A 20,976-nucleotide genomic window follows, 5' to 3' on the forward strand; every position below is an offset into this window, starting at 1 on the left:
GGTCGGCATGGGTGCCACGGTGCTCAACGGCGCGCACATCGGGGCGGGTTCGCTGTCGTCTACGGTGCTGCTGGCGCGGCACCAGACCGGCGAGGAGAAGCGCAGATGACAGCACGGCCAGTGATTTCCGCGGTGGGCGAGGACCGGCCCCGTATCGACCCCGGGGCGTACACCGCCCCCACCTCCGTCGTCGTCGGCGACGTCACCCTGGCCGCCGGCGCGAGCGTCTGGTACCACGCGGTGCTGCGCGGCGACTGCGGTCCGATCGTGCTGGGCGCGGACAGCAACATCCAGGACAACTGCACGGTGCACGTGGACCCGGGCTTCCCGGTGACGGTCGGCGAACGGGTCTCGGTCGGCCACAACGCCGTGCTGCACGGCTGCACGGTCGAGGACGACGTCCTGGTCGGCATGGGTGCCACGGTGCTCAACGGCGCGCACATCGGGGCGGGTTCGCTGATCGCGGCGCAGGCGCTGGTGCCGCAGGGGATGCGGGTGCCGCCGGGCTCGCTGGTCGCCGGCGTCCCGGCCCGGGTCAAGCGCGAACTGACCGCCGAGGAGCGGGAGTCCATCAAGCGCAACGCGGCGATGTACCGGGAGCTGACCGCCCGCCACCGGGCGTCGGTCCCGGACGGCGCGGACACCGCGGGCGGCGCGGACTCGTAGCCGCCGCGGCCGGGGCCCGGGCCCGCGGCGGAACGGCATCACGGCGGTGCGGCCTGGTCAGGGCCGCACCGGCGGTGCGCGTCCCCCGTTTTGGCGGGGTCAGCCCCGCCGGGCGTACCGGGCCGCGCTGAGCGCCGAGGAGAGCAGTTCGGCGTCGAAGAGCGAGGCGTCCGCGAGCCGGTTGGCGCTGCCGTACGCGTTCATCATCAGCTTCGCGGTGCGCAGCGCCGACGGCGACCGCCGGACCAGCGGCTTGGTCCACCGCGCGATGGCCGCGTCCAGCTCGTCCTCGGGGACGACCTTGTGGAGGATGGACAGCTCCCGCGCGGTCTCGGCGTCGAAGTTGTCGGCGGTCAGGACGAGTTCGCGGACCTTGGCGGCGCCGACCTCGTGCAGCAGGCGGGGCATGATGCCGCCCCAGGCGGGCGGCACCCCGAGGCCCAGTTCCGGCAGCCGGAAGCGGCAGGTGTCGGCGCCGGCCCGCAGGTCGCAGAAGAGCGCCAGGCCCACACCGGCCCCGACCACGCCGCCGTGCAGCCGGGCGATGGTCACCACCTCGGTGGTGGCGAGCGCGTCGCACACCCGGCGGGCCTTGTTGCCCAGGGCGCGCAGCGCGAGGCCGCGGGGGTCCTCGGCGAGCAGGGCGGGGAACTCGGCGCGGTCGCCGCCCAGGCAGAAGTCGTCGCCCGCGCCGGAGAGGACCAGCACCCGTATGCCGGTCTCGTCGTCCAGCGCCCCGAGGACGGTGAGGAGGTCGTCGAGGACGGCGCCGGAGACCGCGTTGCCGGTCTCGGGGACGTTGAGGCGGACCGTGAGGACGGGCCCGTCCTGGGACACGAGCAGGGTCTTGAAGTCGTGCGTCATGGTGTTCCTTGTTCCGTAGGGCCGGGGTGCCGGGGACGGGGGTTTCCCGTCAGGCACGGACGACCGGGAGTTCGCTCAGCCGGCGGAAGGCGACCCGGGGTGCCCACACGGGCGGGCCGGCGACGCGCAGCCCGCGGTCGGGCAGGCGCCGCAGCAGCGAGGTGAGGACGCAGGTCGCTTCCATCCGGGCCAGGGCATTGCCCAGGCAGTAGTGGATGCCGCCGCCGAAGCTGAGGTAGGGGGCCTTGCGGCGGATGTCGAAGACCTCGGGGGCGGTGTACTGCGCGGGGTCGTGGTGTGCGGCTCCCACCATGAGCTGCACCATCTCGCCCTCCCGGACGGGCACACCGGCGAGTTCGGTGTCTTCCGGGGCGATCCGGCTGATCATGTGGATCGGGGCGTCGTAGCGCAGGGTCTCGTCGATCGCGCCCGGGATGTGCTCGGGGTTGCGGCGCAGCCATTCCAGCTGGCGGGGGTGGGCCAGGAGGAGCCACACCATGCTGGTGAGCAGGTGCGAGGTGGTTTCCAGGGCCGCCAGGACCATGAACAGCGCCAGGGCGTAGACGGCCTCGTCGGCGGCGTCCCGGTCGGCCTCGAAGCCGTCCCACATCCGGAGCCATTCGGACACCGGGTCGTCACCCGGCGATTTTCGCCGTTCTCGTATCAGATCGGTGAAGTACTCCCGCAAACGCGCGGTGGCCGCATCGGATATGTCGAGCTGGCTCGGCGAGGGGAACAATTCCTGGGTGTGCACCTGGTCGTGGGTCAGTGTGCGAAGCAGCGGGAAATCCGCGGAAGGCAATCCGAGCCATTCACCGATGGTGACGACGGGAAGTTCGTCACCGACCAGGGCGCAGAAGTCCGCGCCGCCGTCGCGGAGTTTCTCGGTGAAGGTGTCGAGGAGTCGCTCGGTGTTCCGCTCGATGGAATGCCGCATATCGTCCAGCGCGGTGCGGTCGAAGACATTCCCCAGCGGCCGCCGCACCTGGGTGTGATGCGGCGGGTTGAGCATCGGCATCGTGGCCCCCATCTGGCGTGATGCCGGCCGGTGCCAGCGGGCCGCGTCGGACTGGGCGGCCCGCCAGGCACTGTCCGGCACCCGCCAGTCCCGGCTCCGCAGCACCTTGTGGCAGAGCCGGTAAGACGTCGCCAGATGCCCGCCCCAGGGTGCCGGGATGACTTCCCCCATTGCGCGGAGTTTCGTGTAGAAAGGCAATGGATTCGACTGTCCTCGCGCGGAACGCAGTCGGGAGAAAAGCGCGACGACGCTGCGGCGGTCGACAGGTGCGGCAGCCAGGGCGGGCTCCACGGGCGACTCCTTTTCCAGAAGATCACACAGTAATCGCCAGCGCTGCATACCCCTCCGCGGGAACGTTCATGCGAGCAAAGAACGTCTGCGCTGTTGCAAAGCTCACACCTTCCACCAGGTCAGGAATCCACTCCACCAGCCGCTCCGCTTTCGCTTGCCCTGGTCCGGTCCGGGCGCGCCGGCGCCGTCCGCGCGCTGCGCCGGAAGCGGACCGGCGGAGCGACGTTCGGTACGCACCGGGGTGAACCGGGCGGGGAGGGCGTTGAGCGCCCGGTGGAACGGCCCCGGCCGCCAGGTGAGGGAATCCGCAGGCACGCCCAGCTCGACGTCGGGCAGGGTGTTGAGCAGCTTCTCGATCGCGCGCACCGAGATCAGCAGCGCCGGGTCCTTCGCCGGGCAGGCGTGCGGACCGGCACCCCAGGCGAGATGCGCCCGCTTGCTGAAGGTCTGTCGGCTGGCGGTCAGGCTCGGATCGGCGTTGGCCGCCGCGAAGCTGATCAGCACCGGGGAACCGGCCGGCAGTTTGCACCCGGAGATTTCCACATCCCGGACGGGATAGTGGGTGGCGTAGTTGGCGATCGGCGGGCTGTTCCAGAGCACCTCGTTGATGGCGTCCTCGACCAGGACGCCCGCGCCGTGCTGTCCGCCGCCGATGTGCTCCTCGGAGAGCAGCAGCCGCAGCGCGCTGGCGATGATGTTCTGCACCGGCTCGGTCCCCGCGCCGATGAGCAGGGCGAGCTGGTGGACCATCTCCTCGTCCGTCAGCCCGGCCGGGTGCTGCATCATCCAGGTCGTCATGTCCTCGGCCGGCTGCCGCCGCTTGAGCGCGACCAGCTCGAACAGCGCGCCGGCCATCTCCTCGTTGGCCCGCTCCACGTCGATGCCGTCGAACAGGCTGGAGATCGCCACGATCAGCCGGTCACCGAGGTCCGGCGGGCAGCCGAACAGGTCGTTGAACACCAGCAGCGGCAGGACCTGCGCGAAGTCGCTGATCAGGTCGGCCTTGCCGCGGATGCTGAACTGGTCGATGAGGTAGGCGGCGACCCGGTCGACGTGCCGGCTCACCCGGTGCATGTCGACCTGGGCCAGGCTGTCGGTGACGACCTGGCGGAGCCGCAGATGCGTCGCACCGTCCGAGAACATGCTGTTCGGGCGGTACATCATCATCGGCAGCACCGGGCTGTCCAGCGGCACCCGCCCGTCGTTGAGCGCCCGCCAGCGGCGCGGATCGCGGGCGAAGGTGTCCGGATTCTGGAGGATCTGCAGCGCGGTCGCGTAGTCCGTGACGAGCTCCGCCTCGACACCGGGGGCGAGTTCGACCGGTGCGGTCGGCCCGTACTGCCGCAGGCGGTCGTAGACGGCGTGCGGGGCGGCCGCGAATTCCGCGCCGTGCAACGACGTTCTCGTGCCATCGGCATGTGCCGGGCAGCCCGGCGGCGGAGTCTGGAATTCCGAATGGGATTGCATGCGTCAACTCCTAGTTGAGGCGGGACTGGAGATAGCGGACCAGCGTGATCAGGGAATCCGCGGAGGACTTCTGGTCGCGCGCATCGCAATGGACGACCGGCGTCTCCGGGAGCAGATCGAGCGCCTCCCGGATCTCGTCGAGCGAGTGCTCCGGAGTCCCGTCGAAGCGGTTCACGGCGATCGCGTAGGGGATGCCGTAGTGCTCCACCAGGTCCATGACGGGGAAGGATTCCTCCAGCCGCTGCGGGTCGACCAGGATGAGCGCCCCGAGCGCACCGCGCGTCATGTCCTCCCACACCTGAACGAAGCGCTGCTGCCCGGGAGTTCCGAAGAGATAGAGCACCAGTCGCTCGCTGAGCGTGAGCCGGCCGAAGTCCATGGCGACCGTGGTGGTGGTCTTCCCCGGTACCGCCCGGAGGTCGTCAATTCCCGCGCTCGCCTGCGTCATCACTTCTTCGGTCCGCAGCGGAGGAATCTCCGACATCGTCCCGATGAATGTCGTCTTGCCGACCGCGAAGTGCCCGACGATGAGGATCTTCGCCGCGGTCTGCACGGAATTCCGCAGGTACACGCCGTCATCCAAAGCGAGCCTGGAGCCCATTCAGCACCTCCTCAAGGATTTGCCGGTCGACAAGCTGAGCGCTGGGGATGGGCGCGCGCACATAGAGATGGCCCTCCTCCGTGAGATCGAACACCAGAATTTTGACGACACCCACCGGCAGACCGGCGTGCCCGGCTATCTCGGCGATCGACAGGAAGCCCCCGGCGCACAGCTCCAGCAGACGCAGCTTCTCCGGGTCGAGCGGCTTGGTCCGCGGCGGGTCCTGGGCGACGGTGACCAGTGTCAGCAGCGAGAAGGCGCTGTCGTCGACAAGGTCCCGGCCGTTGGTGATGACGTACGGCCGTACTAATTCCGCTGCCTCGTGTACCAGCTCCGGCTCGTCATCGGTCGTCATGGTTGGACATCGGCCCTCTCACGCGGAGGACTGGTCAGCGCCTTGCCGAGCTGTCCGACCAGCTGCTGCATCCGGAACGTGATCTCGGCCATGTCGACGTCGGGCGAGGCCGACACCGCGAGATAGGCGCCCTCGCCGGCCGAAATCAGGAAGACCCAGCCGTGGTCGAATTCCACCAGCGTCTGCCGCCACTGCGGGCGCATCTGGGGACCGGTCGGGTTGCAGAAATCGGCGACCGTACGGCTCAGCGACTGCATCCCGCTCATCGCGGCGGCGACGGTATCGGCGTGGTCCCGGCCGACTTCCTTCGAACGGGCCATGAGCAGCCCGTCGGCGGAGACGAGAATGGCATGCTGCGCTTCAGGCAATTCCAGAGCACTGTCAAGCATCCACGACAGATCGTAGTTCACGGAACCTCATGCCCTTCACTGCTTGCTTGGGTGGAACGACGGCCCGATTGCGTGCCGCGCTGGAATGCGCCCATGACGGACGCGGTGCGCGCGCTGTCCCGAGCCGGGGTGGGGGTGCTCTCGGCCGCCGGCGGCACGATCGAGATCGCGCCGCGGCGGCGCCGCTTCGGCAGTCCGCCGGCGGTCGTCTCGGCCACCGCCGGGCGGTCGGCGTCCGGTCCGCCGAAGGCCGGCGGGGCCGGCGGGAGCGGCGCGCGATGCCGGCCGGTGGCCTCGGAACCCTGGTGGCCAGGGGGGTTCTCGGGCGGCAACGGGGTGGAAGCAGCCACGGCAGGACCCTCCTCGGGCTCGTGCAGGGACGTGAGCAGCTCGTCGGGGAGCAGGACGACCGCGCGCACGCCGCCGTACGGCGAGGTGGAGTCGACCGACACCGTGAAGCCGTAGCGGGCGGCGAGCACACCGATGACGGTGAATCCGAACTGGGGCGGGTTGCCGAGGCTGGAGACGCTCGCCGAATTGCCGCCGGAAAGCAGCTGACCGGCCCGCGCCTTCTCCTCCTCGTTCATACCGACACCGGCGTCGTCCACGATGATGCAGACGCCCTTGGGCACCGGACGGATGTTGATCTCGATGATCGTTTCCGGTGCGGAATAGCTGGTGGCGTTGTCCAGCAGTTCCGCCAGGACCAGCGCCACCGGTTCGACGGCGCGGCTCACGATGGCGAAGTTGCTCTGCGATCGGATCTCGACGCGAGTGAAGTGGCGGATACGGCCCTTGGCGCTGCGGACCACATCGTAGAGCGACGCGTCATTACGCCGCCGGCCGAGCCATCCGTCGCAGAGCACGGCGATGGACTGGGCGCGCCGCGCGAACTGCGAATTCATGTGGTCGATATCGAGCAGATCCTGGAGGATCTTGTGCTCGCCGTACGCCTCCTGGAGTTTGGAGATCGCCAGCTGCTGCTCGCTCGCCAGACCCTGAAGCGTGCGCATGGCGGTCTTCAGGGTGTTCTTGGTGGCTTCTTCGGCGCGGTCCTTGGCCTCCTCCACGGCCTCCGTGTAGTGCTCTTCCAGCGTGGCGTAGTGCTGTTTCAGCTCAACTTGTTCTTTTCTCAGCTCCGAGATTTTTTTCCGGCTACGAACGATCGCGGTAGCGGCGACAGGTGTACCAGCGACCAAAGCCCACAGCGCTGGATCCTGGAAGTATTGCGTCATAGGTCTCTCTTCGGACGACGAAGCCACCAGGTGCCGTATGCCCGGCTGCCGTACGGACGTTCACGCGCGGCCCCAGACAATAGACGAACGGCCGCGCACGGTCGCCTGCCAGAAAGCCTCATAAGGCCCGGATAATGGCATAGCTCTCCCCGGGGTGGCGTTTTCTCAGGTCAATGCGCGGAATTTCCTTTTGCCATAGCAGGTGACTACCCGGTTGGCAAGTGCGATGATCTTAGCATCACGCCATCGGCGGAAGTCCAACAGTGATCTGTAACGTTCTGGCACCTGACGGAGATTCAACACAGGCCCCCTTTGGGGCCATTGGCTCCCGGCACCGCCCCCGGACGCAACCGTCCCGCCCGCTTCCTGACGGCCCGCTGACGCCCGCACCACCCGGTAGCGAACGCAACGTGAACGGCAGCCCGCGGCACCCCGGCCGGACCGTCCCGGCGCAGGTCGGCGCAGGCCGGCGGTACGCACCGGCCGCCCGCTGCACCGCGGAGCGCGCCCGCCGCCGGCCCGTACCACCGCTCCGGCGGCCGACCCTGACGCCTCGTCAGACCGTCGGTGCGGCCACCGGCCCCTGCATCTGCTCGCTGATCCAGTGCAGCGAATCGGCCATCTTCTTGATGTAGGTGTGACCGCTGTGCACGCCGTCCGGTATCTCGAAGAGCGTGGAGTGGACCGGCCCGCGGGGCCCGTCGGTCCAGCCGCTGATGAACCGCTTCACATCCGGCACCGCGGCCTCCTTGCTGCCGAGTTCGAAGGCCAGGTAGACCTGCGGCCCGCCGCGCGCGGCCAGCTGCCGCGCCAGGCGCCGCGGGTCGTTGGCCAGCTTCTCGGCCGGGTGCCCCCGCCACAGCGGCGAATCCGGCGCGGTGTCCGGCCCGTTGACGATCGCCGCCTTGAACCGCTGCGGCTCCTTGAGCACCGCCTTCAGCGCCGCGAACCCGCCCGAGGAGGACCCCATGAACGCCCAGCCGTCCCGCGTCCCGTACGTACGGAAGTTGGCCCGGGCGAACGCCGGCACGTCCTCGGTCAGCCAGCTGCCCATCTTCGGCTGCCCGGGGATGTCGCTGCCGTCGTAGTACGTCTTGCGCGGATTGAGGACCGGCATCACCAGGATGAACGGCAGCGTCTTGCCCTCCTGCGACCACTGGGCGAGCCGCTCCTCCAGCGCGAACGGCGCGTCCGCCCAGTAGTTGGACGGGTACCCCCAGGCGCCCGGCAGCGCGATCAGCACCGGGAAGCCGCTCTTGGCGTACCGCGGCTGGTCGTACTGCGGCGGCACCCACGCCCAGATGTCACCGGTGTAGCCGGACACCCGGCCGTGCCACCGGGTGCGCACCACACGGGTCCCGTCGTCCCCGGTCGTGCGGTACGTGGTGAACACCGAACGCGGGCCCTGCGGCGGCACCATCCGGGGCCGGCCGTTGACGGCGTCCGCCGCGTGGGCGCGCAGCCGCGGCACGTCCGACGCGTCCACGACGTCCTGCCCCGGGCCGCCGCAACCGGCCAACAGCCCCAGGGCCACCACACTCACCGCAGCTCGGACGCGCAGGGACTTCATCGGGACGTTCTCCTCAGGCACTTGGGGCCGGCCGGGGCACCGCGCTGCCGCCGCGAAGCCGGTCGAAAGGGATAACGATAGGAGCGGCCGTTCCGCGGCCCGACGCCGCCCCGCCCTTCGTGACCTGGGGTTTATCGTTCTGTGTCAGCACCAAGACGAACGGCCTCGTCAAACGGCCCGCACGTGTTTCCCCCTAACGGTGAACCCCAGCCGCTGTTTACCCGGCGGTCGGTTCTGGCATCGTGGGTCACTCCTGGGAAGTGCGCGGCGCTGTGCCGCGGTGGGGGATGACCGATGACCGCGTGGGCCGATCACGGGCCGCTGCCCGGCGTAGTGGGGCGAGCGGCCGAGCACGACCTGGTGGCCGGACTGCTGGGCACGGCCGCACCGGTCACGCTCACCGGGCCGGCGGGGGTGGGCAAGAGCCTGCTGGCCCGGGCCGTCCTGGAGGCGCACCTCCCGGGCCGCCCGGACGCCGTCCTGCGGATCCCCTGCTGGGACGGGCTGACCGCACCGGAGCTGACCGGCGCGCTGCGCGCCGCCGCGGGCCTGCCGCCCGGCACCCCCCTCACCGCCTTCGCCGCGCACTGCCGCGCCCACCGCCTGGTCCTCCTGCTCGACGACTGCGACCCGCTCCTGGAGCCGTGCGCGCACCTGGTCCGCCGGCTGCTGCGGGCGGAAGCGGACCTGCGGATCGTGGCGACCGCCCGCCGCCCCCTGGGCCTGCCCACGGAACGGGTGGTTCCGCTCGCGCCCCTGCCGGTGACGCTCGCCGAGGGCGTCACCGGCCCGGCCGTCGAACTCCTCGCCGCGCGCACCGGCCCCGCCGCCCCCGAACTCCTGGTCGCGGTCTGCCGGGCGGTGGAGGGCTGCCCACTGGGCATCGGGCTGGCCGCCCGGCAGCTGGACCGGATGCCGCTGGCCGAACTGGCCGCCCGGCTGGCAGCGGAGGGCCCGCTGCACTGCTCCGGCCCCTCCCCCACCGCCCGCCACACCTCCCTGTACGCCGCGCACGCCGCGGGCTACACCCTCTGCTCCCCGCTGGACCGCCGGGTCTGGGCCCGCCTGTCGGTCCTGCCCGGGGACTTCGACCCCTGGCTGGCGGGGTGCGTCTGTGCCAGCAGTGACGTTCCTGCTGCCGCCGTCGAGGGCGCCCTCGAACGCCTCCGCACCGCCTCCGTCCTCGAACGCGTACGGGACGCCGCCCCCGGTCCGGGCCCCGAGCTGCCGCCCCGCTACCGGCTGCCGCGCGGCGCCCGGGACTTCGGCCGCACGCGGCTGCGCGAGGCCGGCGACGAGGCCGGGGCGCTGCGCCGCTTCCGGCAGGCGTGCGCGGCCCTCGCCGCCGAGGCCCAGATCACCTGGCAGGGCACCGGCCAGCAGCTCGCCGTCCGCCTCGTCGAGGACGAGCGGCACCACCTCGACGCGGCGCTCACCCGGCCCCCGCTGGACGCCGACGACGCGCTGGGCGCCCTGGAGATCGCGGTCTCCCTGTGGTTCCAGTGGGCGGCCTGCGGCTACCGCCGCGAAGGCCGCGCCCATCTGGACCGGCTGCTGCTGCACTCCCCCGGGGACACCGCGGTGCGCGCCCGCGCGCTGTGGCTGGCCGGCTACCTCGCCGCCCAGGAGAACGCCCCCGACGCCGCGGAGCCCCTCCTCTCCCAGGCGTGGGCGGCGGCCGTGATGCACGCGGACACCGACGGCCTGGCCCGGATCGCGCACGCCCACGCGATCCTCGCCCTCTACCGCGAGGACACCACGACCGCCGTGGCCTGCCTGGAGGAGGCGGTCCGGCACACCTTCCGCGACCCGTGGTTCGGCCCCGGCCCCGCGCACAGCTGGGCCCTGCTCGCCATCGCCCTCGCCCCGTCCGACGCGCCCCGGGCCCGGGCCGCGGCCCGCCGCGCCTGGGACGCCCGCCACTCCGACGGCGACTTCTGGCTGCACTCGACGATCCTCTACGCCCGCGCGCTCATCGCCCGCGCCCACGGCGATCCGGCCACCGCCCTCCGCGCCTGCCGCAAGGCCCTGGTCGCCAAGAAGCTGATCGGCGACCCGCTGTTCATCGCGGGCGCCCGCACCATACTGGCCGGCCTCCGCCGCGGCGTCCGCACCATCCCTCCGGCCGCCGTACCCGGCGCCGCCGAACCCCGCTGGTGGCATCGCCCCACCTCCGGCACGAACCGCCGACCGTTCTTCTCCCGGCCGCGGATGGGGGGTTGAGGCAGGCGCACCCTTGGGGGCGGGGCTTGAGGGAGCCAGGGCGTTGGGGCCTGGGGCCTGGGGCCTGGGGGCCGGGGCCTGCCTTGAGGGGGCCGGGCTGGTGGGGCGGGGCACTGGGCGCCCTGTCGGCGCGGCGCCGGCCGGCGCCGCGCGGGACCTCCGCCGGTGCCGCACCGGGGCCTCCGCCGCTCCCGCACCGGCCCGACGCCGCACTGGGCCCCGCCTTTCCCTGACGGGCCCCCGCCTTTCCCTGACGGGCCCCCGCCTCTCCCGGAGCACCCACTCCCCCGCTGCCCACCCCACCCGGCACTGTCGGTGACGCCCCGCTCGCGCTGCGGATGCGCCCGGCAACCCCCCGCCGCATCCTGGAACGCATGAAGCGTGCCCCCGTCATCGTGCACCCGCCCTCCACCGGCGGCCGCCGCGTCACGCTCCACGGCCAGGACCTGGGCCGCGCCCGGCGGCCCGGCGACGTGGCCGCGATCCTCCGCCGGGCCGGATTCACCACCAGCCGCTTCGTCTGGGACGACACCGGCCTCATCGAATGGCGCGCCGGCGGCCCGGACACGTGGTTCATGCCGTAGACGAGGGCCCGCAGGGACCCGGATGGGAGTCCTGGCGGGGGTTCGGGGCGTTTCGGGCGTCGCAGCGAGGTCGCACAGCAGCCCACTCGACGGGGCTGGCGGCCGGCGGCCGCGGCTCCTGGCCGGACCAGCCGGCTGCGGACCGCGACCTGCGACGGTTCCGCTCAGTGCTCAGCCCAGGACAAAGGCCGGCCGACGTCGCCGTCGGCCGGCCCTACCCGCGACCGGCTCCGTAGAACCGGCCGCGGCGGTGAGTCCTGAGGGGTCGGCGGCGGGTCGCCGCCGGTCGTCAGTCGCTCGTGGTCGTCGCGGCGACCGGGGACTCGGCCCCCGCTTCCGCCTCCGCCGCCTCGCGCGCCGCGGCGGCCTTCTTGGCCCGGTACTTCATGAGCAGGAACGACCCGATGCCGAAGAGCGCCGCGGCGACCAGGCCCCACGTCGAGAAGCGCTTGAGCCAGGGTTCGGCGACGAGACCGACGGTATAGATCAGGGCGGTGGTACCGCCGGCCCAGATGATCCCGCCGAGGACGTTGGCGATCAGGAACTTCCAGTACGGCATCTTCAGCACACCGGCGAGCGGCCCGGCGAAGATCCGCAGCAGCGCGATGAACCGGCCGAAGAAGACCGCCCACATCCCCCACTTGTCGAACTTGGCCTCCGCCATGGCGACGTGGTCGGGACCGAAGTGCTTGGGGAACTTCCGGCCGGCCCAGACCAGCAGCGGCTTACCGCCCTTGCGCCCGATCAGGTAACCGATGGAGTCGCCGATGATCGCGCCGGCAGAGGCGCAGGCGCCCAGCACGTAGGGGTTGATGTGATCCTGCGTCGCGGCCAGGATCGACGCGCTGACCAGGACGATCTCACCGGGGAGCGGAATGCCCAAGCTCTCCAGTCCGATGACCAGCCCCACGAGGAGGTAGACGCTCACGGCGGGTACCGTCGCCAGCCATTCCTGGATGTGCAAGGCCGCTTCCTCCGCTGGTGTAAGGCCCCCGTGGGCCGCTGCCCGGTGCCGCGCGCACCGATCGCTCGTTCCCGGGCGCGCTATAGCAGCACGCCCGGGAAGCGTACTCGATCGGGTGGCACGGACCGCGATTTCGCGGCGCACGGAGGTACATCTCCGCACCGCGCCATCCAGCGGCACCGCCCCGGTCTCCCACCGGCCGCTTCTCACCCACTCCGTACCGGGGCCCCACTCCCCTCACTCAGCGGCTTCGCTCAGCAGCTCACGCCCCGTCCGCTTCCTACCGGCCGTTCGGGCGCAGCGTCCAGACGATCGTCATCTCGCCCGTGACCGCGCCGTCACTGTCGCGCGTGATCTTGACCGCCACCGGGAACTCCGGGCGCCCCCCGGCGTCCAGCTCGGCGATCACCTCGGATATCGGGCGGCCCAGCTCGGCGATGGCGGTGACCCCGCCCATCGCGAGCTTCTTGTAGCCGATCTCCGCGCCCACCGCCAGCGGGACCGCGCGGCCGAGCTGATCACCGAAGGCCGTCATCACGATCGCCCCGCTCGCCGACTCCGCGAGCGTGAACATCGCACCGGCGTGCGGACCGCCGACGTGGTTGTGGAAGTCGGGCTGGTCGGGCATGCGGACCACGGCACGCTCGGCCGTGGTCTCGGTGAACTCGAGATTCAGGGTGCGGACCATCGGCACGGATGCCGCCATCATTTCGCCGATCGACGGCAGGGTCTCGGAGGACATACCCTCCATGTTACCTAGCGGTAGCTTAGCTGTGAAGCCCCCACCCCCTTCATCCCACGTCCGGGACCGCGTACGGCTCCCCTCCCCCAACACCCCGCCGAAAACCGGGTGTTGCCGACCCCTCACCCCTCCTATCGTGAACCCCCATGACGCGACGGGGGCGAACGGACCGCAGACACCACACCCGACCCCAGCCACACGGGACCGCCCACCGGCCTCCCCCCTCCCCTCCCCTCCTCCCTCTCCTCCCTCTGACCGCGGCCGCCGTAGCACGCCCGGAACCGCACCGTGCAGAACGAGGACCGACGCAGCGGACGTTCCGGATACCGCAGCACGCTCCCGGGACCGCCGAACCGACCCTCGGAACGCCACCGCCCGCCCCCGGAACACCGAAGCGCACCAACCGGGCATCGAAGCGGGCCCCCGGGGTGCCTGGGCGCCTCGGCCGAATACCGAAGTGCGCCGGCGCACGCCACGTCCGCCCCGCCACCGGGGACGGCTCTGATGCCGGCCCGCCCGGCGTGGGCGAGCCGCAACTTCCTCCTGCTCAGCGCCGCCACCGTGATCGCCGGCCTCGGCAACAGCGGAGCGCTGATCGCCACCTCGTTCGCGGTGCTGGACGCCGGCGGCTCCGCCACCGACGTCGGGCTGGTCTCCGCCGCCCGCACGGTCCCTCTCGTCCTCTTCCTTCTGATCGGCGGGGCCGTCGCCGACCGGCTCCCGCGGCACCGGGTCATGGTCGCGGCGAACACCCTCAACTGCCTGTCCCAGGGCCTGTTCGCACTGCTCGTGCTCTCCGGGGCAGCGCGGTTGTGGCAGATGGCGCTGCTGGCGGCGATCGGCGGCACCGGGCAGGCGTTCTTCGCCCCGGCCTCCGAGGGCATGATCCTCGCCAGCGTCTCCGGGGAGGGGTCCGGCCGGGCCTTCGCGGTGTTCCGGATCGGCGTGAACGGCGCGGCCATCGGGGGCGCGGCGCTCGGTGGTGCCCTGGTGTCCGCCGCCGGGCCGGGCTGGGTCCTGGCGGTCGACGCCACCGCCTTCGCCGCCGCGGCAGCGCTGCGCGGTCTCCTCGACGTCCGCGGCCTCCCGGACCGCGCGCCGAGCGGCGGGATCGTCAACGACCTGCGCGACGGCTGGCGGGAGGTCACGCCCCGGCCCTGGCTGTGGGCGATCGTCGCCCAGTTCTCCGGCGTCAACGCGGTGGCCGTCACCGTCCAGTCGGTCTACGGGCCACTGGTCGCCAAGGACCACCTGGGCGGCGCCGGGCCCTGGGGACTGGCCCTGGCGGCCTTCGCCGTCGGCACCGCGACCGGCGCGCTGGTGATGACCCGCCGCACGCCGCGCCGCCTGCTGCTCACGGGCACGCTCTGCATCTTCCCGCTCGCCCTCCCCGCCGCCGCGCTCGCCGTACCGGTGCCGGCCGGCTGGCTCACCGCGCTCATGCTCGGCACCGGCATCTCGGTCGAGGTCTTCGCGGTGACCTGGATGATGGCCCTCCATCAGGAGATCCCGGAGGAGAAGTTCTCCCGGGTGTCCTCCTACGACTGGCTCGGCTCCCTGGCGGGCGCCCCCGTTGCCACCGCGCTCGCCGGCCCCGCCCAGAACCTCATCGGCCGCCCCGCCGCCCTCTGGTCCTGCGCCGCCCTGATCACCCTCCTGACCGCAGCCGTCCTCTGCGTCCCCGACGTCCGCCACCTGACCCACCGCCCCCACCCTCCTTCCCTTCCCCTCCCCCACCCCCCTACCGAGAGCAACAAACAACCGGGAACGAATCACTCTCCGTAATCGTTGCCGTAAAAGGAAGAAAGGAAGCGGCGAAGAAGGCAAGCAGGCGACAGCGAAGAAGGGCAGGCGCCCCCAGCAAGCGGACACCAAGCACAAGCCCCAACGACACGAGGAAGCACCCAGCGGGCCCTCGCGCGTGACCATGACCCGATCGCCCCGCCCCGGCCCCGCTGGCCTCGCCAACCCCGAAACCCCGTCGGGTCCGCCAGCCCAGGGGCCTGGCGGACCCGGCGGGGCCTCGGGAAACGAAGACTGAGGAGGCTTGAGGAGACCGACTTGAGGAGACCGAGGAGGCCAGGGGATCACTTAAGGCTGAACGCGCCGTCCGGCGGTTGCGGGGACGGGCGGGCTTCCGCGTCGGGCACCGGGGCCGCACCGGCGACCAGGCGTCGCAACGGAGCGCCGTGCTCGACCCGGGCCGGGAACGCGTCGGCGGCGGTGCGGCGGGCCAGGGCCGCGAGGGGGAGTTCCACCTGCGAGGCGAGGAGCACCGCATTGCCGAAACGGCGGCCGCGGAGCACGGAGGGCTCGGCGATCAGGGCAAGGTGAGTGAACGCCGTAGCGACGTTGGCGAGTTGACGGCGGAGGAAGTCGAAGGGGGCGCCGTCGGCGAGGTTCGCCGCGTAGAGGCCATGGGGCCGCAGTGCACGCGCGGCGGCGCGCGTGTACTCGACCGAGGTCAGCGACGCGGGCACCCGCGCGCCGCTGAAGACATCGGCCACGATGACATCGAACGCGGCCGGCGGCGCTGCCTCCAGGGCCGCGCGGGCGTCCTGGGCGTGCAGCGTGATGCCGGAGCTGTCGGGCAGCGGGAGGTGTTCGGTCACCAGGGCGAGCAGGCCGCGGTCGGCGTCGACCACGTCCTGGCGGGAGCGCGGGCGGGTCGCGGCGACGTAGCGGGGCAGAGTCAGCGCGCCCCCGCCAAGGTGCAGCACGTCGAGCGGCTGCCCCTCGGGCACGGCCTCGTCCAGGACGTGCGCGAGCCGGCGGACGTACTCGAACTCCAGGTGAGTGGGTGCGTCGAGGTCGACGTACGACTGGGGCGCGCCGTCCACCGTGAGCAGCCAAGCGCGGGGGCGGTCGATGTCCGGGAGGAGCTTGGCCATGCCGTAGTCGACGGGCTGGGTGAGGGGGAGGGGGTCGAGAGACTCAAGGGAATCGAGGGGGGCGTCGAGAGGGGCTGGGTCCTCGGATGGAACTGCGCCAGGGCTTGCACCTGGGCATGGGCCCGCCCTTCGGGGCGCGTCCGGGCCCCGGGACGGCGCCGGAGGCGAGGCAGGGTCCGCGGGAGGCGAGGCAGGGTCCGCGGGAGGCGCGGCAGAGTCAGCGGGGTCCGGGGAGATGTCGACCCCTCCGCGGTCGTCGGCCCCTCGGAAGCCGGCGGGGACCGCGGAGCTGTCGCCCCCTCGGGCGTCATCGGTCCCTCGGAGGTCGTCGGCGCCTCGGAGGTCGTCGGTCCCTCGGAGGTCGTCGGCTGCCGGGGTTCCGTCGGCCGCCGGTGGTTCGTCGTTCACCAGGCCATTGTGCCGCCCGGGCCGTGGAGCAGCCCGGGCGGCAGTGGCCCCGGATGTCAGGGCACGTGACCAAAGGTGGTCACGGCATCCCAAAGGGAGCCGGGCCCGTCCCGATGGCCGCCCCGGTGGTGGTCGCATCACCGGCGGTGGCGAGGCCATCAGGCGGGCGACGTCACCACGGCCGGGCCCGGTCACCGTCCGCTGACGTCACGTCATCACTGGACGGCTACCTCAACCGGCCCTGACCTTTCAGGCGTTACGGGTGTCCTCCACCGTGCGTACGGTGCCGGCGCCCACCGTGCGGCCGCCTTCGCGGATGGCGAAGCCGAGGCCCGGCTCCAAGGGGACGGCGCGGTCCAGGTCGACGGTGGCGGTCACCGTCTCGCCGGGCCGGGCGACGGCCCTGACCCCGAGGTCGAGGGCGCCGGCCACGTCGGCGGTCCGAATGTAGAACTGCGGGCGGTAGCCGGTGGACAGCGGCGTGCGGCGGCCGCCCTCCTCCGCGGAGAGGAGGTAGACCTCGGCGGTGAAGCGCCGTCGCGGGGTGACGCTGCCCGGCGCCGCGACGACGTGCCCGCGGCGTACGTGCTCACGGTGCAGCCCGCGGAGCAGCAGCGCCACGTTGTCCCCGGCCTCGGCGCACTCCATCGGCTTGCCGAAGGTCTCCACCCCGGTGACGACACTGGTCATGGCCTCCTCACCGCCCAGCACGGCCACCTGGTCGCCGCAGCGCACCGTGCCGCGTTCGACGGCGCCGGTGACGACCGTGCCGCGGCCGGTGATCGTCAGCACGTTCTCCACGGACAACAGGAACGGTGCGTCCACGTACCGCTCGGGCATCGGGACGTAGGTGTCCACGGCGTCCAGCAGCGCGCCTATCGCGTCCGTCCAGCGCGGGTCGCCCTCCAGGGCACGCAGCCCCGAGACCCGGACGACGGGCAGGTGCTCGCCGTCGTAGCCGTGCGCGCTCAGCAGTTCGCGGACCTCCAGTTCCACCAGGTCGGTGAGCTCGGGGTCGCCGGCGTCGGCCTTGTTGAGCGCGACGACGATGTGGCGCACTCCCACCTGCTTGGCGAGCAGGACGTGTTCGGCGGTCTGCGGCATGACGCCGTCGAGCGCGGAGACGACCAGGATCGCGCCGTCGAGCTGGGTCGCGCCGGTCACCATGTTCTTGATGAAGTCGGCGTGGCCGGGCATGTCGACGTGGGCGTAGTGCCGGGTGTCGGTCTCGTACTCGACGTGCGAGATGTTGATGGTGATGCCGCGGGCGGCCTCCTCCGGGGACCGGTCGATCCGGTCGAACGGGACGAACGTGCCGCTGCCGCGGTCGCTGAGGACCTTGGTGATGGCGGCGGTGAGCGTGGTCTTGCCGTGGTCGACGTGGCCCATGGTGCCGATGTTGAGGTGCGGCTTGGTCCGGACATATGCCGTCTTGGGCATGGTGTGCTTCCTCGCAACGATGCGGTGGTGACGACGACTTGGCGTCGTGGTGACGACAGCTCGGCGTCGTGGGGACCCCTGGCCCGCTCCGACCCTCCCCCTGCGGGGTCCGCCGGACAATCCGGAGAGGGTCAGCGTCGCGCGCCGTCGGCCGCGGCGGCAGTCGGGACGACTGCGGCGGTGGCGGTGACGGCCGCGGTGGCGCAGGGGCCGGCTGCGGTGGGCGCGGTGGCCGTGCCGACCAAGATGGCCACGCCGTTCGAGGCGCCAGTGGTGCCCGAGGTGACAGTGGTATCCGAGGTGACAATGGTGCCCGAGGTGGCCGTGGAGACAGTGGTGGCCTGGGTGGTCGCAGCGGTTGAACGGAACGCCGGGGTGTCCGTGAAGGCAGGGGCGCCCGTGATCGACCTGAGGGCCGTGGTGGCCGCGGCGAGGGGCGTGGCGGCAGCCTTCGGCGCGTCCGCGGCGGTCACGATGACCGCGGACGGCGTCGGAAGGAAGGCGTGCCGGAACATGCCTCCTATGGTGCCGGGACGACACCCCGGCGTCGAACGATTTACGCCCCGTCGCAGCAGGTACGTTCCGCCGGAACCCTATGAGGGCCGGGAGGTTGGCGGGATCGCGGTTACGGAGGGGGCCCGCCCCTCCGGGGCTGCGCGGCCCGGATTGCGGTCGTGCGGCACTCTTGTCGGTTACGCTCCCGGGATGCCCGTCCCCGCCGCAACGCCCGACGGCCTCGCCGTGCGCTGCACGCGTCTGCTGTTCTCCCCCTGGTCGCGCCTGGCCCTGCTGCTGGTCCTGCTGCTGAGCGCTGCGACCACGGTGCTGCTGTGGCATCCGCAGCGGCTGCTGACCGGCGACTGGCCGGCGCAGTTGTCCGGCCCGGGCGCCCTGGTGGTCTTCGCGCTGGCGTACGGGGTGTGCACCACCGCGTTCGTGCCGCGGCCGGTGCTCAACCTGGCCGCGGGGGCCCTCTTCGGAAGCCAGTCGGGCCTGGTCGCGGCGCTCGCCGGGACGGTGCTGGGCGCCGGGCTGGCCTTCGGGCTGGGGCGGCTGCTGGGCCAGGAGGCGCTGCGGCCACTGCTGCGGGCCCGCTGGCTGGCCGCCGCCGACCGGCAGTTGAGCGAACACGGGTTCCGTTCCATGCTCGCGATCCGCCTCTTTCCCGGCCTGCCGTTCGCCGCCACGAACTACGCGGCCGCGGTGTCCCGTATGCGCTGGTCCCCGTACCTCCTGGCCACGGCTCTCGGCAGCCTGCCCAACACGGCCGCGTACGCGGTCGCCGGCGCGCGGGCGTCCGCCCCCACCTCGCCGGCGTTCCTGCTCGCCATGGGGTTCATCGCGGTCAGCGGGCTGGCGGCGCTGCTGGTGGCCTGGTTCAAGCGCAAGGCGTTGCGGGGACGCTGATGTCCGGTGGCAGCGGAGCGGTTTCCTCCGCCCGCGCCGCCTGCTGGACGGGGTCGGCGCACCCCGGGTGGCCCGGCCCCGGTCCCTTCAGGAGGCCGGGGTGCCCGCTCGGCCGGTGAGGTGCGGCGGGGGCGTGATGTCCGGGCCGAGGGCCGGGTCGGGCCGGAGGGCGCCCCACCGGGTGTGGAGGGGCAGGGTGCCTGCCCAGAGGCCCAGGGCGGCGTCGGGGCCGTCGCCGTCGTCCGGGGCCCCGGTGCGGATCTTCACCGATGCTTCGTCGAGCGGGAGGGCGAGCAGCGCGGTGGCGGCCAGTTCCTTGCGGTTCGGCCGGCGGGCGTAGTCCCACTGGCCGGGGGCGGACTGCTCGGTGAGGCAGCGCAGGCCCGCCAGCTTCTCCTCGGGGTCGGTGACCGTGCGGGGGACGCCGTAGATCATCGCGCTGCGGTAGTTGACGCCGTGTTCGAAGACGGAACGGGCCAGTACCAGGCCGTCGACATGGGTCACGGTCACGCAGACGTCCGCCTCCGGGGCGGCGAGGAGGCTGCGGCTGGCGACCGACCCGTGGAGGTAGAGGGTGGTGCCGTCGGCGCCGTAGACGGTCGGGAACACCCGTACCGAGCCGTCGACGGTCACGCCGAGGTGGCAGACGAAGCCGGCCGCCAGGATGGCGTCGAGTGCGGCGCGGTCGAGGCTGCCCTGTTCGCGCAGCCGGCGGTGCCGGGTGCGGTCGGTCTCGGTCAGGGTGCGGCCCGGGTGGGGTATCGGCGCGGTCATGCCTCTTACCTGTCTGTCTCGGCCGCCCCCGCACCACCCCGTCCCCGGTCGACTGCCTCGGCAGCCATCCTCGGACGACCGGCCATGACCTGTCTGAGGGCCTGGGTGTCTGGATGTCTGGGTGCGTGTCTGGGTGTCTCGTGGACGGCTGTGCGGAGCGGGCTGCCTACGCGAGCGGGCAGCCCAGCGGGACTGCCCGTCAGAATAACGACTTCACAATTTTCAGGCCAGGTAATTCACCGAATCAGTTGTCGATTGCAGAGTGAGCGACTGATTTCGTGGCGACTTGGGCTTCGGTTTCGGCTTCGGCTTCGGCTTCGGCGGGGACCGAGACCGGTCGGGCGGCGGCCGGTCAGGAGCTGAGGTGGTACTGGGCCCATGGCTGGTGGGCCGCTACCGGTTCCTCGTGGGTGGGGGTGATGGTGCCCCAGGGGGCGAGGGCGCTGTCCCAGTCGGAAGCGAGGGCGGTGACGTCGGTAACGGGTTCGCCGGTGGGCATGGCGCCGCTGTGCCAGGAGGCGGACGTCATGTGGTGGGCGGCCGGCGCGGGGGTCCAGGACGACGTCTGCTGGGCCGGAATGGTGTATTCGGACTCGTGGACGTCGCCGGCGCCCCGGCGGTGGCGGCCCGCGTGGCTCTCGGTGGGGCCGGGGTAGAAGCGGCCCTGGGCGGAGAGCTGCTGGGCGCGCGCCATCAGGCGGCTGAGGTCGAGGCCGAATTCGGTGGCCAGTTCGCGCAGGTCCACCCCGGTCTGCCAGCTGCCGATGAGGACCGCGTCCATGGCCGGGGACCAGTTCTGCTCTCCGGTGCCGGCGGCGTGGTCGCGCGGCCCCCCGGCCGGCCGGCCCGGCGGCGGTACGGACATCGCCGGAGAGGTGTAGGCCGCGGCGGAATAGTCGGCAGGGTGGTCGAGCCCCGGGGCGGGCTCGTCCGGCTCCTTGGGGGGCGTACGGGCGGCGGACAGCAGCTCCTCGGCGACGGCCCGGGCGTCGTCCTTGCCCACCGTGCGCCGGGCGATGCGCACTTCCCGTTCGTGCAGCCCGAACAGCCCGGCCACCGCGCCCGTGCTGCCCACCGTCACCGCGAA

At 72.2% G+C, this 20,976-nt stretch carries 20 protein-coding genes; 5 read left to right on the top strand and 15 right to left on the bottom strand.

Annotated elements, in window-relative coordinates:
* The first annotated feature begins 105 nt into the window (after positions 1–105).
* Entirely contained in the window at positions 106–666 is a 561-nt protein-coding gene (locus tag MUU72_RS00005; RefSeq protein ID WP_248010959.1) for a gamma carbonic anhydrase family protein, read from the top strand.
* 99 nt (positions 667–765) lie between these two features.
* Here the strand turns inward: MUU72_RS00005 and MUU72_RS00010 are convergent, their stop codons facing one another.
* The 8 genes from MUU72_RS00010 to MUU72_RS00045 form a co-directional block, all read right to left on the bottom strand.
* Positions 766–1,530 carry an enoyl-CoA hydratase/isomerase family protein gene (locus MUU72_RS00010; protein ID WP_248010960.1) on the bottom strand — a complete coding sequence of 255 codons (765 nt, stop codon included), beginning with the start codon at positions 1,528–1,530 and terminating at the stop codon, positions 766–768.
* A gap of 49 nt (positions 1,531–1,579) precedes the next feature.
* Positions 1,580–2,719, bottom strand: coding sequence for a cytochrome P450 (locus tag MUU72_RS00015; protein WP_248010961.1), 1,140 nt, complete (start codon positions 2,717–2,719; stop codon positions 1,580–1,582).
* A 222-nt stretch (positions 2,720–2,941) separates the two neighbouring features.
* Entirely contained in the window at positions 2,942–4,306 is a 1,365-nt protein-coding gene (locus tag MUU72_RS00020; protein WP_248010962.1) for a cytochrome P450, read from the bottom strand.
* Between the two features lie 10 nt (positions 4,307–4,316).
* On the bottom strand, positions 4,317–4,907 hold the full coding sequence (locus MUU72_RS00025) for a GTP-binding protein (protein ID WP_248010963.1): 591 nt from the start codon (positions 4,905–4,907) through the stop codon (positions 4,317–4,319).
* Positions 4,882–5,262, bottom strand: a complete 381-nt coding sequence (locus MUU72_RS00030) for a DUF742 domain-containing protein (protein ID WP_248010964.1) — start codon at positions 5,260–5,262, stop codon at positions 4,882–4,884. The genes MUU72_RS00025 and MUU72_RS00030 overlap by 26 nt, the downstream gene beginning before the upstream one ends.
* Complete coding sequence (locus MUU72_RS00035; RefSeq protein ID WP_248010965.1) at positions 5,259–5,672, bottom strand: roadblock/LC7 domain-containing protein; 414 nt, start codon at positions 5,670–5,672, stop codon at positions 5,259–5,261. Before MUU72_RS00035 ends, MUU72_RS00030 begins: the two co-directional genes overlap by 4 nt.
* Complete coding sequence (locus MUU72_RS00040; protein ID WP_248010966.1) at positions 5,669–6,886, bottom strand: ATP-binding protein; 1,218 nt, start codon at positions 6,884–6,886, stop codon at positions 5,669–5,671. The genes MUU72_RS00035 and MUU72_RS00040 overlap by 4 nt, the downstream gene beginning before the upstream one ends.
* Before the next feature lie 556 nt (positions 6,887–7,442).
* Positions 7,443–8,456, bottom strand: coding sequence for an alpha/beta hydrolase (locus MUU72_RS00045; RefSeq protein ID WP_248010967.1), 1,014 nt, complete (start codon positions 8,454–8,456; stop codon positions 7,443–7,445).
* A 294-nt stretch (positions 8,457–8,750) separates the two neighbouring features.
* On the opposite strand from MUU72_RS00045, the gene MUU72_RS00050 reads away from it, so the two are divergent.
* Positions 8,751–10,679: an ATP-binding protein gene (locus MUU72_RS00050; RefSeq protein WP_248010968.1), complete on the top strand. Its 1,929-nt coding sequence runs from the start codon at positions 8,751–8,753 to the stop codon at positions 10,677–10,679.
* 374 nt (positions 10,680–11,053) lie between these two features.
* The gene (locus MUU72_RS00055) at positions 11,054–11,263 is read left to right on the top strand and encodes a hypothetical protein (protein WP_248010969.1); all 210 of its coding nucleotides are present in this window, start codon (positions 11,054–11,056) and stop codon (positions 11,261–11,263) included.
* Between the two features lie 289 nt (positions 11,264–11,552).
* On the opposite strand, the gene MUU72_RS00060 is transcribed toward MUU72_RS00055, so the two are convergent.
* Positions 11,553–12,227 (bottom strand): DedA family protein, encoded by a 675-nt coding sequence (locus tag MUU72_RS00060; RefSeq protein WP_248010970.1) that lies wholly within the window; start codon positions 12,225–12,227, stop codon positions 11,553–11,555.
* 280 nt (positions 12,228–12,507) lie between these two features.
* On the bottom strand, positions 12,508–12,969 hold the full coding sequence (locus tag MUU72_RS00065; protein WP_248010971.1) for a DUF4442 domain-containing protein: 462 nt from the start codon (positions 12,967–12,969) through the stop codon (positions 12,508–12,510).
* 504 nt (positions 12,970–13,473) lie between these two features.
* Here MUU72_RS00065 and MUU72_RS00070 point away from each other — a divergent pair.
* Positions 13,474–14,754: an MFS transporter gene (locus MUU72_RS00070; protein WP_248010972.1), complete on the top strand. Its 1,281-nt coding sequence runs from the start codon at positions 13,474–13,476 to the stop codon at positions 14,752–14,754.
* Positions 14,755–15,056: 302 nt separating this feature from the next.
* Here MUU72_RS00070 and MUU72_RS00075 read toward each other — a convergent pair whose 3' ends face one another.
* The 3 genes from MUU72_RS00075 to MUU72_RS00085 all read right to left on the bottom strand — a co-directional run bounded on the left by MUU72_RS00075 (position 15,057) and on the right by MUU72_RS00085 (position 18,223).
* Complete coding sequence (locus tag MUU72_RS00075; RefSeq protein WP_248010973.1) at positions 15,057–15,860, bottom strand: spermidine synthase; 804 nt, start codon at positions 15,858–15,860, stop codon at positions 15,057–15,059.
* A 657-nt stretch (positions 15,861–16,517) separates the two neighbouring features.
* Positions 16,518–17,708: an elongation factor Tu gene (gene tuf, locus MUU72_RS00080; RefSeq protein WP_248010974.1), complete on the bottom strand. Its 1,191-nt coding sequence runs from the start codon at positions 17,706–17,708 to the stop codon at positions 16,518–16,520.
* A gap of 131 nt (positions 17,709–17,839) precedes the next feature.
* Complete coding sequence (locus MUU72_RS00085) at positions 17,840–18,223, bottom strand: hypothetical protein (RefSeq protein ID WP_248010975.1); 384 nt, start codon at positions 18,221–18,223, stop codon at positions 17,840–17,842.
* 190 nt (positions 18,224–18,413) lie between these two features.
* Between MUU72_RS00085 and MUU72_RS00090 the strand changes: the two genes are divergently transcribed.
* The gene (locus tag MUU72_RS00090) at positions 18,414–19,115 is read left to right on the top strand and encodes a TVP38/TMEM64 family protein (RefSeq protein WP_248010976.1); all 702 of its coding nucleotides are present in this window, start codon (positions 18,414–18,416) and stop codon (positions 19,113–19,115) included.
* A gap of 87 nt (positions 19,116–19,202) precedes the next feature.
* Here the strand turns inward: MUU72_RS00090 and MUU72_RS00095 are convergent, their stop codons facing one another.
* Together MUU72_RS00095 and MUU72_RS00100 are read right to left on the bottom strand one after the other, a co-directional pair.
* Positions 19,203–19,889, bottom strand: coding sequence for a pyridoxamine 5'-phosphate oxidase family protein (locus MUU72_RS00095; protein ID WP_248010977.1), 687 nt, complete (start codon positions 19,887–19,889; stop codon positions 19,203–19,205).
* A 352-nt stretch (positions 19,890–20,241) separates the two neighbouring features.
* The gene (locus MUU72_RS00100; protein ID WP_248010978.1) at positions 20,242–20,964 is read right to left on the bottom strand and encodes a hypothetical protein; all 723 of its coding nucleotides are present in this window, start codon (positions 20,962–20,964) and stop codon (positions 20,242–20,244) included.
* Positions 20,965–20,976: the final 12 nt, after the last annotated feature.

The sequence above is a fragment of the Streptomyces rhizoryzae genome, assembly GCF_023155275.1.
Lineage (GTDB): Bacteria > Actinomycetota > Actinomycetes > Streptomycetales > Streptomycetaceae > Streptomyces > Streptomyces rhizoryzae.